The organism is Stenotrophomonas maltophilia, from assembly GCF_002799245.1.
Lineage (GTDB): Bacteria > Pseudomonadota > Gammaproteobacteria > Xanthomonadales > Xanthomonadaceae > Stenotrophomonas > Stenotrophomonas maltophilia_S.
The window spans coordinates 1-17,037 of the sequence record NZ_NEQV01000004.1 but is presented as its reverse complement, the minus strand read 5'-3'; the positions used below and the strand labels follow the sequence as shown (position 1 = coordinate 17,037).

Annotated in this window: 14 protein-coding genes; 11 read left to right on the top strand and 3 right to left on the bottom strand. The window is 67.8% G+C overall.

What is annotated here, in order from left to right; all coding sequences use genetic code 11:
- Positions 1-93 precede the first annotated feature (93 nt).
- The 4 genes from folE to B9Y64_RS12345 all read left to right on the top strand — a co-directional run bounded on the left by folE (position 94) and on the right by B9Y64_RS12345 (position 6,372).
- Complete coding sequence (folE, locus tag B9Y64_RS12360) at positions 94-705, top strand: GTP cyclohydrolase I FolE (RefSeq protein ID WP_100440973.1); 612 nt, start codon at positions 94-96, stop codon at positions 703-705.
- Between the two features lie 112 nt (positions 706-817).
- On the top strand, positions 818-2,287 hold the full coding sequence (locus B9Y64_RS12355; RefSeq protein WP_100440972.1) for a DUF3375 domain-containing protein: 1,470 nt from the start codon (positions 818-820) through the stop codon (positions 2,285-2,287).
- The gene (locus B9Y64_RS12350) at positions 2,274-2,975 is read left to right on the top strand and encodes a DUF4194 domain-containing protein (RefSeq protein WP_100440971.1); all 702 of its coding nucleotides are present in this window, start codon (positions 2,274-2,276) and stop codon (positions 2,973-2,975) included. The genes B9Y64_RS12355 and B9Y64_RS12350 overlap by 14 nt, the downstream gene beginning before the upstream one ends.
- Positions 2,976-2,991: 16 nt before the next feature.
- Positions 2,992-6,372, top strand: coding sequence for an ATP-binding protein (locus B9Y64_RS12345; protein WP_100440970.1), 3,381 nt, complete (start codon positions 2,992-2,994; stop codon positions 6,370-6,372).
- A 197-nt stretch (positions 6,373-6,569) separates the two neighbouring features.
- Here B9Y64_RS12345 and B9Y64_RS12340 read toward each other — a convergent pair whose 3' ends face one another.
- The gene (locus B9Y64_RS12340) at positions 6,570-7,349 is read right to left on the bottom strand and encodes a sulfite exporter TauE/SafE family protein (RefSeq protein ID WP_032960169.1); all 780 of its coding nucleotides are present in this window, start codon (positions 7,347-7,349) and stop codon (positions 6,570-6,572) included.
- Between the two features lie 102 nt (positions 7,350-7,451).
- On the opposite strand from B9Y64_RS12340, the gene B9Y64_RS12335 reads away from it, so the two are divergent.
- Entirely contained in the window at positions 7,452-7,844 is a 393-nt protein-coding gene (locus tag B9Y64_RS12335) for a YchJ family protein (RefSeq protein ID WP_100440969.1), read from the top strand.
- A gap of 3 nt (positions 7,845-7,847) precedes the next feature.
- Here B9Y64_RS12335 and B9Y64_RS12330 read toward each other — a convergent pair whose 3' ends face one another.
- Positions 7,848-9,128 carry a GGDEF domain-containing protein gene (locus tag B9Y64_RS12330; RefSeq protein ID WP_100440968.1) on the bottom strand — a complete coding sequence of 427 codons (1,281 nt, stop codon included), beginning with the start codon at positions 9,126-9,128 and terminating at the stop codon, positions 7,848-7,850.
- 151 nt (positions 9,129-9,279) lie between these two features.
- Here B9Y64_RS12330 and egtB point away from each other — a divergent pair, with 151 nt between their 5' ends.
- From egtB to B9Y64_RS12300, 6 genes are all read left to right on the top strand, one after another.
- Positions 9,280-10,551 carry an ergothioneine biosynthesis protein EgtB gene (egtB, locus tag B9Y64_RS12325; RefSeq protein WP_100440967.1) on the top strand — a complete coding sequence of 424 codons (1,272 nt, stop codon included), beginning with the start codon at positions 9,280-9,282 and terminating at the stop codon, positions 10,549-10,551.
- Entirely contained in the window at positions 10,548-11,522 is a 975-nt protein-coding gene (egtD, locus tag B9Y64_RS12320) for an L-histidine N(alpha)-methyltransferase (RefSeq protein ID WP_100440966.1), read from the top strand. The genes egtB and egtD overlap by 4 nt, the downstream gene beginning before the upstream one ends.
- An 84-nt stretch (positions 11,523-11,606) precedes the next feature.
- Positions 11,607-12,854 carry a lytic murein transglycosylase gene (locus B9Y64_RS12315; RefSeq protein ID WP_100440965.1) on the top strand — a complete coding sequence of 416 codons (1,248 nt, stop codon included), beginning with the start codon at positions 11,607-11,609 and terminating at the stop codon, positions 12,852-12,854.
- 61 nt (positions 12,855-12,915) lie between these two features.
- Entirely contained in the window at positions 12,916-13,806 is an 891-nt protein-coding gene (locus tag B9Y64_RS12310; RefSeq protein WP_100440964.1) for a D-hexose-6-phosphate mutarotase, read from the top strand.
- A 26-nt stretch (positions 13,807-13,832) separates the two neighbouring features.
- On the top strand, positions 13,833-14,603 hold the full coding sequence (locus B9Y64_RS12305) for a GYF domain-containing protein (RefSeq protein ID WP_100441349.1): 771 nt from the start codon (positions 13,833-13,835) through the stop codon (positions 14,601-14,603).
- 71 nt (positions 14,604-14,674) lie between these two features.
- Positions 14,675-15,220 (top strand): DUF2628 domain-containing protein, encoded by a 546-nt coding sequence (locus tag B9Y64_RS12300; protein ID WP_100440963.1) that lies wholly within the window; start codon positions 14,675-14,677, stop codon positions 15,218-15,220.
- Between the two features lie 23 nt (positions 15,221-15,243).
- Here the strand turns inward: B9Y64_RS12300 and B9Y64_RS12295 are convergent, their stop codons facing one another.
- Positions 15,244-16,431, bottom strand: coding sequence for a benzoate/H(+) symporter BenE family transporter (locus B9Y64_RS12295; RefSeq protein ID WP_100440962.1), 1,188 nt, complete (start codon positions 16,429-16,431; stop codon positions 15,244-15,246).
- Between the last annotated feature and the right edge of the window lie 606 nt (positions 16,432-17,037).

The window sequence follows — 17,037 nt, the reverse complement described above, 5'->3', positions numbered from 1 at the left end:
CGCCGCGCGTCACCCCCGATGAACCGTCCGCACAGGACGACCCACCCCCCGGTCGGGTACGATGCTCGCCCCCCGTTCGGGACGCTGTACGCAATGAGCAAGAACAACGAAAAGGCCCCCCCGCAGGGCGACGTGACCCAGGACCAGGCCGAGGATGCCGTGCGCACCCTGCTGCGCTGGGCCGGTGAGGACCCGTCCCGTGAAGGCCTGCTGGATACCCCCCGCCGTGTCGCCGAAGCCTATGGCGACTGGTTCAGTGGTTACCGCGACGATCCGCGCGCCTACATGGAGCGGACCTTCGAGGAAGTGGCCGGCTATGACGAACTGATCGTCCTGCGTGACATCGAGTACGAAAGCCACTGCGAGCACCACATGGCGCCGATCATCGGCCGCGTGCACGTCGGCTACCTGCCGGCCGGCAAGGTGGTGGGCATCAGCAAGCTGGCCCGTGTCGTCGAAGCCTACGCCCGCCGCTTCCAGGTGCAGGAAAAGATGACCGCGCAGATCGCCCAGTGCATCCAGGATGTGCTGCAGCCGATCGGCGTTGGCGTGGTCGTCGAAGGTGCCCACGAATGCATGACCACCCGCGGCATCCACAAGCGCGGCGTCAGCATGGTCACCTCCAAGATGCTGGGCAGCTTCCGCGACGACGCGCGTACCCGCGCCGAGTTCCTGCGCTTCATCGAAGTGGGCGGCAAGCGCTGAGCCGCTTGCCCGCACCCCGCCGGCCCCGCGTGGCCGGCATGCCCACGGCTGCCCGCGCGGCCGCCGTGCGTGGCTGCTCGTCCCCGCCAGCCCTCCTGACTCCTTTCGCTGCATGAAGCATCGCGAACGCATCTCCCGTTACCGCCATCTGCGCGAACAGCCCCAATGGAAGCTGCTTGCCGCCGACCACGCCCCGGAAATCATCGGCCTGCTGCAGGGGCTGCTGATGGACGGCGAGCGCACGCTGCCTTCGTCGGTGCTCAACGAACGCCTGCAACGCGCGCTGGACCAGCTCAACGGCGACGAACTGTCGCGTGATCTGCCGCGTACCGCACAGGCCTACATCGCGCACTGGCTGGCCCAGGGCTGGCTGGAGCGTCGTCTACCCGAAGGCGCCGACCAGGAGCAGTACGAGCTGTCGACCGCGGCGCTGCAGGCGATCCGCTTCGCCGACGGCCTCGAGCAGGCTCGCGTGGCGGCCACCGAAAGCCGCCTGGCCCTGGTCATCGAACAGCTCTCGCAGCTGGCCGCGCAGACCGAATCCGATCCGGATGCACGCTTGTCGGCGCTGCGCGACGAGCGTGACCGCATCGACGCGGAAATCGCCCGTGTCGGCGCCGGCCGCGTGATCGCGCTGGATGGCAAGCGCGCGCTGGAGCGCGCACGCCAGATCATCGGCCTGGCCGATGAGCTGACCGAGGACTTCCGCCGCGTGCGCGACGACTTCGAGCAGCTCAACCGCGATTTCCGCGAACGCATCATCGATGACGAGGGCGAGCGCGGCGATGTGCTGTCGCAGCTGTTCGAAGGCGTCGACGTGATCGGCGAGAGCGATGCCGGGCGCAGCTTCCAGGCGTTCTGGCGCCTGCTCAACGACGCCGAGCAGAGCGCTCAGCTCGATGCCGCGCTGGAAGCCGTGCTGGCGCGTGGCTTTGCGCGCCGACTGGACCGCAACGAGCGCAATTTCCTGCGTGGTTTCACCAGCACCATGCTTGAGCGCGGTGGCCAGGTGCACGACGTGCTGCAGAACTTCGCACGCAGCCTGCGCGGGTTCGTGCAGAGCCGTGGCTATCTGGAACAGCGTCGCCTCAACCAGCTGCTCAAGCAGGCGCAGTCCGAAGCGCTGGCCCTGCGCGACGAGTTCCCCGCACAACGCGGCATCGGCCGCGATCTGCAGCTGACCACCAGCCGCCTGCGCTCGTGGTCGCAGTGGAAGCTGCACGATCCGCGCAGTGCCCAGGTCGATGGCAATGTCGAATACAACGACGCGGCCGCGATCAGCCTGGAGAGTGTCGGCGATCTGGTCGCCTCGTCCGAAATCGACTTCCGTACCCTGCGCCGCGACCTGCACGACCTGCTCGATGCACAGCCACGGCTCAGCATCGCCCAGGCCCTGTCGCAGCGCGAAGCGCCGCAGGGTCTCGGCAGCGTCATCGGCTACCTGTCGCTGGGCACGCGCTTTGGCAATGTGGTCGCCGGCGAGCAGGAGCTTGCCGAATGGCGTGGTGGCGACGGCCAGATCCGTCGCGCCCGCATCCCGCTGGTTTGGTTCACCCAGGAGAGACGCCATGAGCTGGCATGAAGATCCCATCGAAGCAGCGCAGGCCGACGTGGCGGAAGACGCCTACGAGGCCGAACCGGTGGCGACCGTGGCGCAGCCCCGCCGTGGCAACGACGTGTACTACCTCGGCGATACCGGGCGGCTGCCGCTGGATGCGCGCCGCGCGCTGTGCCAGCTGCTGATCGGCCCCAGCATCGACCAGCTGCGCCACGCCAAGCTGTGGCCGGCGCTGATCCGCAGCGAAGCAGCGATCCGTTCGGCGCTGGCCGACCTGTTCCTGGAACTGGTGCTCGACCGTGACAGCGGCGTCGCCTTCACCCGCCAGGCCGACACCGAAGACGTTGATGCGCCGGTGCTGCTGCGGACCTCGCCGCTGACCTTCATCGATTCGGTGCTGCTGCTGTTCCTGCGCCAGCAGCTGGCCGAGGCCGATGCGCGCGGCAACCGCGCGGTGGTCGCCGACGCCGAGATGGCCGAAGCGCTGGCCATCTACGAGAAGAACCTGTCCACCGACCGCGCCGGCTTCAACCGCCGCGTCGCTTCGGCAGTGCAGAAAATGAAGGACAACCACATCCTGACCCGCCTCAGCGGCCAGGAAGACCGCCACGAAGTCTCGCCGGCGCTGAAGCTGCTGTTCTCCGCCGAAGACGTGTCCCAGCTCTCGGCGGTCTACCGCCAGCTGCGTGAAACCCCGGCCGCCGAGGCCTGAGAGACCCGAACATCGCATGGCTATCTCCAAGCACACTCCCGCCCTGTTCAACGAAGGCCTGCCGGACCCGCGCCTGCAGCAGTTCCGCATGCGCCGCCTGCAGGTGCACAACTGGGGCACCTTCAACGGCCTGACCGAAGTACCGATCGCCGAGCGTGGCTTTCTGTTCGTCGGCCGCTCCGGCTCGGGCAAGTCGACCCTGCTCGATGCCATGTCCGCGCTGCTGACGCCGCCGGCCATCGTCGACTTCAACGCCGCCGCGCGTGAAGCCGAGCGCAGTGGCCGCGACCGCAACCTGGTGTCCTATGTGCGTGGCGCATGGGCTGACCAGCAGGACAGCGGCACCGGTGAGATTGCCACCCAGTACCTGCGCAAGGGCGCGACCTGGACCGCACTGGTGCTGGAGTACCGCGCCGGTGATGGCCGCGTGGTCAGCCTGGTGCGCCTGCTGTGGATTTCCGGCAACGGCACGTCGGCCGGCGACGTGCGCAAGCACTACATGATCGCCGAGCGCCCGTTCGACATCGCCAAGGATCTTGGTGGTTTCGACCTGGACCTGCGCAAGCTCAAGCAGAAGCTGCCCGACCTGCACCACTTCGACACCTTCTCCGGCTACGCCGAGCGCTTCCGTGACCTGCTCGGCATCGACAACGAGATGGCGCTGCGCCTGCTGCACAAGACGCAGTCGGCGAAGAACCTGGGCGACCTCAACGTCTTCCTGCGCGACTTCATGCTCGACACGCCGAAGACCTTCGACGCCGCCGAGCGCCTGGTCAGCGACTTTGCCGAGCTCGATGGCGCGCACCAGGCGGTGGTCACCGCCCGCCGCCAGGTGGAAACCCTGCTGCCGGCGCGCGCCTACTACGGCGACCTGAAGGAAATGCACCGCCAGCGCGGCGATGATGAAGCGCTGAAGCTCGGCGTCGACAGCTTCCGCGAAAGCCGCCGCCAGGCACTGATCGAAGCGCGCCTGCGCGAGATGGACGTGCGTGACCGTGGCCTGCTGGGCGAAGAAGCCCAGCGTCGCGCCGCACTCGACAACCACACCGAGCGCCTGGCCGAACTGGAACTGCAGCGCCGTCAGCAGGGCGGTGAGCGCATCGAGGAGCTGGAACGCGAGCAGGGCCGCGCCGAAGCCGAGCGCGACCGCCGCAAGGCCAAGCGCGAGCAGGCAAGCCAGGCCGCGCAGCAGCTGCAGGCCGAACTGCCGGACGACGCACACGGCTTCGCCGAACTGGTCGAGCGCGCACAGAACGAGCTGCAGGACCGCCAGCGTGCCTCTTCGGCCCTGGACGATGCGATCAGCGATCGCCTCGGCGGCAAGCGCGATGACGAGCGCCGTTTCGGCGAAGTACGCATCGAACTGGAAGCGATGCAGCGCACTCCCTCCAATATCCCGGCGCCGATGCAGAAGCTGCGCGCGCGCCTGGCCGAGGAAACCGGCATCGCCGAAGCGGCACTGCCGTTCGTCGGCGAGCTGATCCAGGTCCGATCGGAAGAGCAGGGCTGGCAGGGCGCCATCGAGCGCGTGCTGGGTGGCTTCGCGCTGTCGTTGCTGGTCGATGACAAGCACTACAACGACGTCGCCGAGTGGGTGAACCGTACCCACCTGGGCATGCGCTTCACCTACTACCGCGTGCGCCGCAACGACGATGCGTTCGCCCGTGAGCCGTCGGCGAAGTCGCTGCTGCACAAGCTGGAACTGCGCGAGCACGTGTTCGAAAGCTGGCTGCGCCGTGAGCTCGGCAAGCGTTTCGACTACGAGTGCGTGGATGCCAAGCAGCTGCGCAACGTCGACCGCGGCATCACCCGCGAAGGCCAGGTCAAGCATCCGGGCGACCGTTTCGAGAAGGACGACCGTAGCGCGGTGGGCGACCGTCGCCGCTGGATCCTCGGCTTCAACAACCACGACAAGGTGGGCGCTTTCGAGCGCGAAGCACAGGAACTGGCCAAGCGCATCGCCAGCTGCGAGACCGACATCGCGCGCCTGCGTGGCCAGCGTGACCGCGACAACGAGCGCCGCCTGGCCTGCCATGAGCTGGTCAGCATCAGCTGGAATGAAATCGACATCGCCGCCCCGCAGCAGCGCCTGAGCGATATCGAGGCCACCCTGCGCGACCTGCGCGAAGGCAATGCCGACCTCGCCAAGCTGGCCACGCAGATCGACGCGGTGCGCGCCGACATCGAGCAGTCCCGCCGCACCTATGAAGATGTCCGCGTCGAGCGCGGCCAGCTGGTCAAGGAGCGCGATCGCCTCGACCGCGCACGTCAGCAGAGTCGTGCGCTGGTGCTGCCGAGCCTGGCCCAGGAGCAGGAAGCCGGCCTGGCCGAGCGCCTGCAGGAGCAGGGCCCGCTCAGCCTGGAAACGCTGGAAGCGCACATGCGCCAGGTCAGCAACGCGCTGAACGAGCAGCTGTCGTCCTCGCAGCAGGACCTCAACCGCATCGAGAACCAGCTGATCGGCTGCTTCCGCCGCTTCGTCCAGCAGTGGCCGGAGGAATCGGGCGACTTCACCGTGTCGGTGGCTTCGGCCGAGGATTTCCTTGCCCGCCTCGAACGCCTGGAGCGCGACGGTCTGCCGCAGCACGAGGAACGCTTCTTCGACCTGCTGCAGAACCAGAGCAAGAACAACCTGCTGGCCCTGCAGCGCCACAGCGCCGAGGCACGCAAGTCGATCGGCCAGCGCCTGGATGAAGTGAACGCCAGCCTGGAACAGGTGCCGTTCAACCGTGGCACGTTGCTGACCATCGAACTGAGCGATCGCCGCCTGCCGGAAGTCGGCGAGTTCCACCTGCAGCTGCGCGAAGTGCTATCGCAGCAGCAGACCGAGCAGCGTGAGCTGGCCGAGTCGCAGTTCACCGTGCTGCGCCAGCTGGTCAACCGCCTCGGCTCGCAGGAAGGCGAGGACAAGCGCTGGCGTGAGCTGGTGCTGGACGTGCGCATGCACGTGGAGTTCATTGGCGTCGAGCTGGACGCCGAAACGCGCCAGCAGGTGGAGATCTACCGCAGCGGCGCCGGCAAGTCCGGCGGCCAGCGCCAGAAGCTGGCCACCACCTGCCTGGCCGCGGCGCTGCGCTACCAGCTCGGCGGTGCCGACAGCCAGCTGCCCAGCTATGCCGCGGTCGTGCTCGACGAAGCCTTCGACAAGGCCGACAACGAGTTCACCGCACTGGCGATGAACATCTTCGACAACTTCGGCTTCCAGATGGTGGTCGCCACCCCGCTGAAGTCGGTGATGACGCTGGAACCGTTCATCGGTGGTGCCTGCTTCGTCGAAATCAGCGGCCGCCACGATTCTGGTGTGCTGTTGATCGAGTACGACGAAGAAGGCAAGCGCCTGAAGCTGCCCGAGCGCAGCCGCCAGCAGGCGAACGAACCGGAAGAAGCCGAGGCCTGAGGGCCTCGGGCAATCCACCTGTAGAGCCGAGCCATGCTCGGCTGCTCTTCGCGCCGGAACCCATGTGCCAACCAAGGTTGGCACCTACCGGGTCATGATGCGCCAGGCCATCTGTAGAGCCGAGCCATGCTCGGCTGCTCTTCGCGCCGGAACCCATGTGCCAACCAAGGTTGGCACCTACCGGGTCATGATGGCTTTCACGCGCCGCGGAACGTATCCCACGCCATCCGCGCGATCAGCACCACCACCAGTCCCACGAACAGCTTGCGGATGAACGGCGTACCGCCTTTCAGTGCCAGCCGCGTGCCCACCACCGAACCGATGATGTTGGCCGCCGCCATCGGCAGCGCGAACAGCCACAGGATGTTGCCGGTCGGCACGAAGAACGAGATCGCCGCCACGTTGGTCGCCAGGTTCACCACCTTCGACGCCGCCGAGGCGCGCAGGAAATCCAGGCCGAAGAAGCGCACGAACAGGAAGATCAGGAAGCTGCCGGTGCCCGGCCCGAAGAAGCCGTCGTAGAAGCCGATTGCCGCACCGATCGCCAGCGCGATCGCGAGTTCGCGGCGGCCGATCTCCTGTGGCCGGTGCAACGCGCCGAAATCCTTCTTCCACAGCGTGTAGGCCAGCATCGCGATCAGCAGCACCAGCACCAGCGGGCGCACCGCGTCCTTGGGCAGCAGGCTTACCGCAGTGGCCCCGGCGAAGGAGAAGATGAAGGCCGTGCCGGCCGCGAACAGCACCGGCTTCCACGGGAAGCGAACATTGCGCGCATAGCGCCAGGCCGCCGCACCGGTACCGAACATCGAACTGAACTTGTTGGTACCAAACAGCATCGCCGGCGTCTGCTGCGGCAGCACCGTGAACAGGCCGGGCAGCTGCACCAGACCACCGCCACCAACGGCGGCATCCACAAGACCGGCGATGAAGGCGATCACCACCAGCCACCACAACTCAGGGGGAACCAGTTCCAGCACGGCGATCAATCAATGTGGGGGCGCGACAGCATACGCCTGTCCTGCTGCAGGTGACTCCCGCCGCGCGTGGATCAATCCGTGCAACCCGGCGACAATGCCGGTATGAGCCGAAAACCCGCCGATCCCTGCCCGTGTGGCCTTCCCGCCGACTATGCCGCCTGCTGTGGCCGTTTCCATGCCGGTGACGCCGCGCCTGATGCCGAGCACCTGATGCGTTCGCGCTACAGCGCGTATGTGCGGGGTCTGGCCGATTACCTGCGCCAGACCTGGCATCCGGACACGCGTCCGGCCGAGCTGTCGCTGGACGATGCACCCGGCCAGCGCACGCATTGGCTGGGCCTGACCGTGCATGACCACGCGATCACCGGTACCGACAGTGCCGAGGTCAGGTTCACCGCGCGCTATCGGGTGGGCGGCGGCAGCGCGGTGAAGATGACCGAGCACAGCCGCTTCCTGCGCGTCGACGGCCGCTGGTACTACCTCGACGCGGTCTGAGCCCTACGCGCTGGACGCGGCCAGCACGCGCTGGCCGCCGTGCGCGCGGACCTGGTTGCGGCCCCCGTCCTTGGCCACATACAGGGCCTGGTCGGCGGCCTTGACCACCGCCATCGGCCGCGGATCCACGCGGCTGTCGGCCAGCCCGATGCTCACCGTCACCTGTACCACCTGGCCGTTGCCGCCACGTCCGCGCTGCTGGCGGCCGGCTTCGTCGTCCTGGCTGCGGGTGCTGCGGTCGCGCAGCTGCATGCGGGTGTCCTCGATGCTCTGCCGCAGTGCTTCCACGGCATCGGCACAGGCTGCCGCCGGGCGGTCCAGGAACACCACCGCGAACTCCTCGCCGCCATAGCGGAACGCACGGCCACCGTCGCCGACCCGCGCCAGCCGCGAGGCCACCAGGCGCAGCACGTCGTCGCCGGTGTCGTGGCCATGGGTGTCGTTGAACGATTTGAAGTGGTCCACGTCCACCATCGCGATGCTGTAGGTGCCGCGGGCCCGCTGCAGGGTCTCGTTGAACGCCCGTCGCCCCGGCAGCCCGGTCAGTTCATCGCGGAAGGCCATGTGGAAGGATTCCTGCAGCATCGCGCCCAGCATCAGCAGCAGGGCGGCGCTGCTCAGTGCCGGCAGCATCACCGGCTGCAGGAAGATCCGCGGCAGCATCCACCACAGGCACAGCAGGGCCAGCAGCATCGCCGTGTGCAGGGGCCGCGGCTGCCGCCACGCCTGCCAGCCCAGCGCTGCGGTCGCCAGCAGGAACAGCAGTGCCGGCAGCTGCGCCAGCGCGTTCCAGTCGGCGGGAATCCAGGCCCAGTGGCGGTTCGACAGCAGATCATGCATGCCCTGCGGCTGCTGAGCCGCCAGCAGCAGGAAGATCACCAGCGCCACGCCACAGACCACGCCGCGCAGCAGCAGGTCCTGGTGCCGGCGCCCGCGTTCCGGCCACAGTGCCAGTCCGGCGAACAGCAATGGCACCCACGCCGAGATCGCGTGGAAGCGCAGCGGGGTCAAGGCCTCGACATGGCCATTGCGCAGGTAGCCACCAACGTCCCGATGCAGCAGGGCGAACACCACCGCCACCAGCAGCAGCAGGCACAGCGTGCGCATCTGGTGGTAGAGCAGGGCCAGGCCCGCGCCGAGGCAGGCCAGCAGCCAGGGCAGGATGCGCTGGGCCGGGCTGGCCACATCCTCGGTGCCCAGTGCCATCCACAGCACCAGGACGACCAGCACGGCGGGCAGCACGAACAGGTAATGCGCAGGCTGGCGGAGTGGATGCAGGGGCACGCGGGAAGTCCAGTGCGGTGACGATGCGGCCGCAACATTGCCGTTAGCGGCGTCCTCACGCGCTTCTTGAACAGGTACACCCGCCACCATGTGAACGGGGCAGTGCGGTGCCATGACGTCGCACTCACCACACAGCGCCGATGCTGCACGCATGGACAGCGTATCCGCCGCCGTCGCTGCCCCGCAGCACGATCTCGCCCACCGCTTCGCACGGGTGCGTGCCCGCAGCATGCAGCTGGCTGCACCGCTCAGTGCCGAGGACGCCATGCTGCAGAGCATGGCCGACGCCAGCCCCAGCAAATGGCACCTGGCCCATACCACCTGGTTCTTCGAACGCTTCGTACTGGCCGGTTTCGCAACTGCTTCGGTGCATGATCCAGCCTGGGACTATCTGTTCAACAGCTACTACAAGAGCGTCGGCCCAGCACATGCGCGGCCGCAGCGCGGGCTGCTGTCGCGGCCCTCGCTGCAGCAGGTGCGTGACTACCGCCAGCAGATCGATGCACAGGTGCAGTCACGGCTGGCCGCGGGTGACCTCGACGAGCAGGCGCTGCACCACCTGCAGCTGGGGCTGCAGCATGAACAACAGCACCAGGAACTGCTGTTGACCGACATCAAGCATGCGTTCTGGTGCAATCCGCTGCAGCCGCCCTACCGCGATGATCTGCAGCCCACGGTCAGCACCGCCACGGCACAGGGCTGGATCGAATCGCCCGAGCGCATCGTCACCGTCGGTGCCGCGGCGTGGCCACGGCACGCTGCCTTCGCCTACGACAACGAATCGCCGCCGCACCGCGTGCTGCTGCCCGCGCATGCGCTGGCCGAGCGTCCCGTCAGCAATGCCGAATATCGCGCCTTCATCGAGGCCGGTGGTTACCGCGAACCGCGCTGGTGGCTCAGTGAAGGCTGGGCACTGCGCGAAACCGAGGGCTGGCAGCACCCGCTGTACTGGGACGATACCCTGCAGCGCGAATACACCCTGGGTGGCTGGCGCGAGCTGGATCCGCATGCGCCGGTCTGCCACCTCAGCTACTACGAGGCCGATGCCTGCGCCCGCTGGGCCGGTGCGCGCCTGCCCAGCGAGTTCGAGTGGGAAGCCGCCGCCGCGTCGCAGCCCCTTCGCGGCCATTTCGCCGACGACGATCACCTGCACCCGCGGGCGGGGCAGAGCAGCGGGCTGCGGCAGCTGTTCGGCGATGTCTGGGAATGGACCGCCAGCGCCTATGGCGCCTACCCGGGCTTCCGTCCTTTTGACGGCAACCTCGGCGAATACAACGGCAAGTTCATGTGCGGCCAATGGGTGCTGCGCGGTGGCAGCTGTGCCACACCACGCGACCACGTGCGCGCCAGTTACCGAAACTTCTTCATGCCACCGGCACGGTGGCAGTTCTCAGGCCTGCGCCTGGCCCGGGATCCCGCATGAGTACGGTGCAGGACGCGCTGCAGGCGCTGACCGACCTGACCCCCAGCCGCCAGCAGATCCTGGCCGATGCGCTGGCTGGCCTGTCACGCGCGCCACGGCAGCTGCCCTCCAAGTACTTCTACGATGCCCGCGGCTCGCGCCTGTTCGAACAGATCACCCAGACCCGCGAGTACTACCCCACGCGCACCGAGCTGGCGCTGCTGGCCCGGGTGCTGCCCGATATCGCGCGCGTGGCCGGCCCGCGCCTGCATGTGGTGGAGCTGGGTAGCGGCAGTGGCCGCAAGACTGCGTTGCTGCTGGCCGCGCTGCAGGATCCGGTGGCCTATACCCCTATCGAGATCTCGCGGGCGGCCCTGTTGTCCAGCATCGACCATCTGGCACCGGCGCTGCCCGAGGTCGAGATGCTGCCGGTCTGCGCCGACTTTACCCGCGCCGTCGCCGTGCCCACGCCCGAACGCACGCCGGCACGCCGCCTGCTGTTCTTCCCCGGTTCCACCTTGGGTAATTTCGCCGAAGACGATGCCGTCGCCCTGCTGCGGGCGATGCGCCAGACGATGGGCCGCGACGGCCTGGCCCTGGTTGGCATCGACCTGCACAAGGACCCGGCGCTGATCGAGGCGGCCTACAACGATGCGCAGGGCGTCACCGCCGCATTCACCCTCAACCTGCTGGCCCGCCTCAATCGCGAGATCGGCAGCGATTTCGACCTCGATGGATTCCGCCACCGCGCCCGCTACAGCACCGCGCGGCTGCGCATCGAAACCGACCTGGTCAGCCAGCGGGCGCAGGACGTCCACCTGGATGGCCGCACCTTCCACTTCGCCGCCGGTGAACCCATCCGCGTCGAGTACAGCCACAAGTACACCGATGACAGCTTCGACGCGCTGTTGCAGCAGGCGGGCCTGCAGGTCGCGCAGCGATGGGATGCCGAAAGCCCCGCCTATGGCCTGCGCCTGCTGCGCAACGTCTAGGGCGGGCGGCCAGCCGGTGCCCCTTCAGGTTCGGCCGCACCGCTGCCCCTAAGATGGCCGTGCAACGGCAACACGGAGGACGCCATGCCCATTCTGACCACACTCGGCCTGGCGGCCGCCCTCGCGTCGACGCCGACGCTGCCCGCAGCGCCCGCTGCCAGCATCGATCCGGCGTTCAGCCGCTGCCTGGCGGGCCTGCAGGCCACCGCCGCGACCCAGGGCATCGGCGCCGATCGTTTCAGCGAGATCACCGCCGGACTCACGCCGGACCCGAGCGTGCTCGGGCTGCTCGACGCACAACCGGAATTCACCACGCCGATCTGGGATTACCTGGCTGCACTGGTCGACCGCCAGCGCGTCGATGATGGCCGCACCATGCTGCAGCAGCATCGCGATCTGCTTGATCGCGTCTCCGCGCAGTACGGCGTCGATCCGGCCACCATCGTCGCGGTCTGGGGGGTGGAGAGCGACTATGGCCGCGTGTTCGGCAAACGCCCGCTGCTGCAGTCGCTGGCCACGCTGTCCTGTGCGGGCCGCCGCCAGGCCTTCTTCCGTGGCGAACTGCTGGCGCTGCTCAAGCTGATCGATCGCGGTGACCTGCAGGCCCAGGGGCTCACCGGTTCCTGGGCCGGCGCGTTCGGGCACACCCAGTTCATGCCCAGCACCTACGCACGTATCGCGGTCGATGGTGATGGCGATGGCCGCCGCGATCTGGTCGGTAGCATTCCCGATGCGCTGGCATCCACCGCCAACTACCTCAAGCGAGCCGGTTGGCGCAGTGGCGAACCGTGGGGCATGGAGGTACGGGTTCCGGCCGGCTTCAACGCCAGCCAGGCGGGCCGCACCCAGCGTCGAGCGCTCGCCGATTGGCGCGCGCAAGGCGTGACCGCGCTCGATGGCAGCGTGCTGGCCCCGGCCAGCCTGCCGGCCGACGCACGCGCCGCCCTGCTGCTGCCGGCCGGCATCAAGGGCCCGGCGCTGCTGGTGTTCCGCAACTACGATGCGATCTACAGCTACAACGCGGCCGAAAGCTATGCACTGGCGATTGCCACGCTGGCCGACCAGCTGCGTGGCGGCACCGGCCTGGTCACCGCCTGGCCGACCGATGATCCCGGCATCGGCCGTGATGAACGCCGCCAGCTGCAGACCCTGCTGCTGGCCCGTGGCCACGACATCGGCAGCGCCGACGGCATGATCGGCACCGCCACGCGTCGCGCGATCCAGGCCGAGCAGCAGCGCCTGGGCTGGGCCAATGCCGATGGGCGCGCCGGCCAGCGCATCCTGCGCGCGCTGCAGCAGGAGGCCGCAGCAGTGGCGCCCGCCAGCCGCTAGGCCTTGCCGTTCGCAGGCTGGCCACGACATCATCGTCGCGGTCTTCAAGGAGCGTCATCGCATGCAGTCGAGCCCGGACATCAGCACCGGCCTGTACCACGGGCTCGAGGCCTGGCAGATCCGTACCCCCAGCGCCACCGCGGTCGTCAGCGTGTTCGGTGGACAACTGTTGTCGTTCATTCCGGAAGGGCAGCCGGACGTACTGTGGCTGTCGCCGAAACGCGCCGGGCTGCCCACGCCGATCCGCGGTGGGGTTCCGGTGTGCTGGCCGTGGTTCGGTCGTCAGGGCCAGAGTGATGACGTGCCGGCACACGGCCTGGTGCGCACCGCGCGCTGGCAGCTGCTGCAGGCCGGCCAGGACGATGATGGCGAGGTGGAACTGCAGCTGGCACCCCCGTCGATGGCCGGATGTGGCCTGCGCCTGCAGATGCAGCTGCGCATTGGTCGCCAGCTGCACCAGCAGCTGACGACCGAGAACACCAGCACGTCCCCGGTGACCTTCACCCAGGCCCTGCACAGCTACTTCCAGGTAGGCGATGCCCGTCGTGTCGAGGTCGATGGTCTCGATGGCCTGCACTATCTGGACAAGTACGAGGACGACGCCCAGCTGCGCCAGCAGCAGGGGCCCTGGTCGTTGCGTGACCCGCGTGATCCGGGGCGTAGCGACCGCATCTATACCGGTGCCGGTGGCCACTACGTACTGCGCGATCCCGTCCTGCAGCGGCGGATCGAGATCCGCAGCGAAGGCAGCCACACCCTGGTGGCCTGGAATCCGGGCAGGGAGGCGGCGGCGAAGATGGCCGATGTCGGCGACGGCTGGCACGACTACGTTTGCCTGGAAGTGGCCAATGCCGGGCCGGAGCAGATTACCCTTGCACCCGGCGCGCGCCACCAGCTGGTGCAGGTGCTGGCCAGTGAACCGCTGCAGGCGGTGACGGGATCTTCAGAGTAACGATGGAATCGACAGGAATGGATGGCATGCAGGACGCACAGTGGTGGTACGCCAACAGCAAGCAGAGCGAAGGGCCGGTGGACCTGGCCGGGTTGCGCCGCCTGCAGCAGGACGGCACCGTAACCGCACGCACGCTGCTGTGGCGCGAAGGGATGGCATCGTGGCGGCCGCTGGCCGAGCTGGACCCTTCGGTGACGCCGATGGGTCCGACCCCGCCGCCGGTTGAACCCGTGCCGGCCACCATCGCCAGCGACGCCCAGACTGCGGATCCGTCCGACCCCTATCGTGCGCCCGCGGCTTCGCCCGTGGCCGCGACCACGCCGGAGCTGGAGGGCGACATCGCCTTGTACGCCGCCGTGGTTGGCGGCAACTTCCCGATCTATCGACAGCGCTGGGGGCTGGACCAGGGCGTCGCCGACGGCAACGGCACCTGGCACTGGCCGGCCTTCCTGATCGGCGTGATCTGGATGGTGTACCGCAGGATGTACCGGCTGGCGGCGATCTGGGCCGGCATGCTGGTGTTCTTCAGCATCGCCGAGGCGTTGCTGGACGTGCCGGAAGCTGTTTCGATGGTCATCACCCTTGTCATCAACATCACCGCCGCGGTGTATGCCAACCGGTGGTACCTGGCGCACTGCCAGCGCGAGATTGCCCGTGCCCGCGCGCTGGCGGGAGACGACGCGACGCGCCTGCGCAGTGAACTGGCCGAGCGGGGGGATACCAATGCCGTGGCAGCGGCGATGGTCGCCATCGTCGTCATTGCGGTGATGTTCGTGGGACAGGCGATGGCGGGCTGAGACCGGGGCGGCTTCAGATTCACCCGCGGCTGCCGCTACCGCAGGTTCACTACGGGCAAGGAATCGCCGACATGAATCATCTGGATACCCCGCCGGCTTCTCCTGCGGATGACAATCCCTATCTCGCGCCTGCCGCAGAGGTGGACGGCACGACCGCTCCGGCCGACGCGGACTACCTGAACCTCCTGGTGGGGCCCAACGCGGCGCTCTACCGCCAGCGCTGGCACCTGGACAGCCCGGTGCCGAAGCCGCCGCGGCCGTGGCACTGGCCCGCTTTCCTGGTGCCGACCTACTGGCTGCTGCACCGGAAGATGTACCTGGCGGCCATCCTCTTCGAGCTGGTCCTGTTCGGCATCGCGGTGCTGACGGCCCGCGCCAGCCCGCTGCTTATGGTGGCGTTGCTGGCGGTGCCACGGTTCGCCATCGCGGTGACCGCCAACAACCTGTACCTGCGCTACTGCACGCGGTTGCTGGGCAAGGTGAAGGCTGCCCACGCCGGGCAGCAGCATCGCATCCGTACCGAACTGCAGCGTCGTGGCGGCACCAGCGTGTGGGCGGTGGTGATCGGCATGGCGGCCGGCGCGGTGATCAACACCGTCGCCCGCCTGGCGGCCTGATCCTGCCGGTCTGACAGGGTTGCTCAGGCCGGTGCCCGTGCCCGCAACACCAGCAGGCACAGCGCACCGGCCACCAGGCCCCAGAACGCCGAACCAATCCCGGCCAGGGAGACCCCCGAGGCGGTGACCAGGAAGGTGACGAGTGCCGCCTCGCGGTCGCGCTCCACCGCCAGGGCGCTGGCCAGGCTGTTGCCGATGGTGCCGAACAGGGCGATACCGGCCACGCAGGCCACCAGCTCCCTGGGAAAGGCTGCGAACAGTGCCGCCACAGTGGCGCCGAACAGCCCGACGACAATGTAGAAGGCGCCGGCCGCCATCGCCGCGGTATAGCGGCGCGCCGGATCCTCGTGCGCGTCGCGGCCCATGCAGATGGCGGCGGTGATCGCTGCCAGGTTCAGCGCGTACGCACCGAAGGGCGCCAGCAGGGTGTTGACCACGCCGATCCAGCCGATCACCGGCGACACCGGGGCGTTGTAGCCGGACGCACGCATCACCGCCACACCGGGAATGTTCTGCGAGGCCATGGTGACCACGAACAGGGGCAGGGCAATGCCGGCCACGGCGGTCCACGACAGGGAGGGCGTCACCCACTGGGGGATCGCCAGCTGCAGATGCACCTGCTGGGCGTGCAGCAGGCCACGGCTCGCGGCGACGGCGATGCCGACCAGCAGGGTGGCGATCACCGCATAACGCGGGAACAGCCGGCGCCCGGCCAGCCAGGTGGCGAACATCGCCAGTGCCAGCACCAGCTGGGTGTTCATGGCCACGAACACATCCAGCCCGAAGCGCAGCAGCACGCCGGCCAGCATGCCGGCGGCCAGTGCCATCGGCACCCGTTGCATCAGCCGGGCGAAGATGCCCGAGAAGCCCGCCAGCAGGCCCAGCACGGCAGCCAGCAGGAAGGCTCCCGTGGCTTCAGAGAGCGAGGCGCCGCCGGCGCCCACCACCAGCATCGCCGCACCCGGGGTCGACCACGCCGTCACTACCGGCACGCGATAGCGCAGCGACAAGCCAATGCAGGTCACACCCATGCCCAGCCCCAGCGCCCACATCCAGGAGGCGATCTGTGCCTGGTCGGCACCGACGGCCTGTGCAGCCTGGAACACGATCACGGCCGAGCTGGCGAAGCCCACCAGTACTGTAATGAAGCCAGCGACGATTGCCGGCATCGAAAGATCGCGCCACCACGCGCGCCGCACCTGCATGCTCATTGCTCCGTCTCCACTGTGCATCCATGCATTGTGCATCCCTATATTGATAGGGGTTGCGGCGTTGACCGCGCAACGCGCGGGCAACGCCGCAGTGATCTTCGAGCGTACGTCATGCGTGATGTCGTGGTGCTTCTGTCATCACCATGCAAAAAAAGCCTTGACGAAATCTGCAGGATCTCTAGAATTCGCTCCCTTGCTGCAGCGCATCGCTTCTCCGGAAACGACACGCGAACAGCGACGCCACCACCGACGAACGAGTTGATCGAACGAAGGTGTTGACGGACTCGAAAAGTCCGGCATAATAGGCGGCTCGCAACGACGAAAGGCCTTCGGGTCCAACGACGAAGCAGCATCGGCAACAACGTCCACTCCGGTGAGACGGCCTTGAAAAAAGGTGTTGACGAAGCGGAAAAGCCGGCTATAATGGGCGGCTCGCTACGAAGGAAGCTTCGCAGCACACGGGAACGGCGCTGAGGCCACTTCCCCTGATCTTTGAAAGTATGCGCAGGTATCTTGTGAAGGCGCCTGCAGGAAGGATGATTGTCCATCTTGCAGACGTTTGATCAAGCAACTATTAATTGTTTTAAAGCAAGCGATACGTTGCCA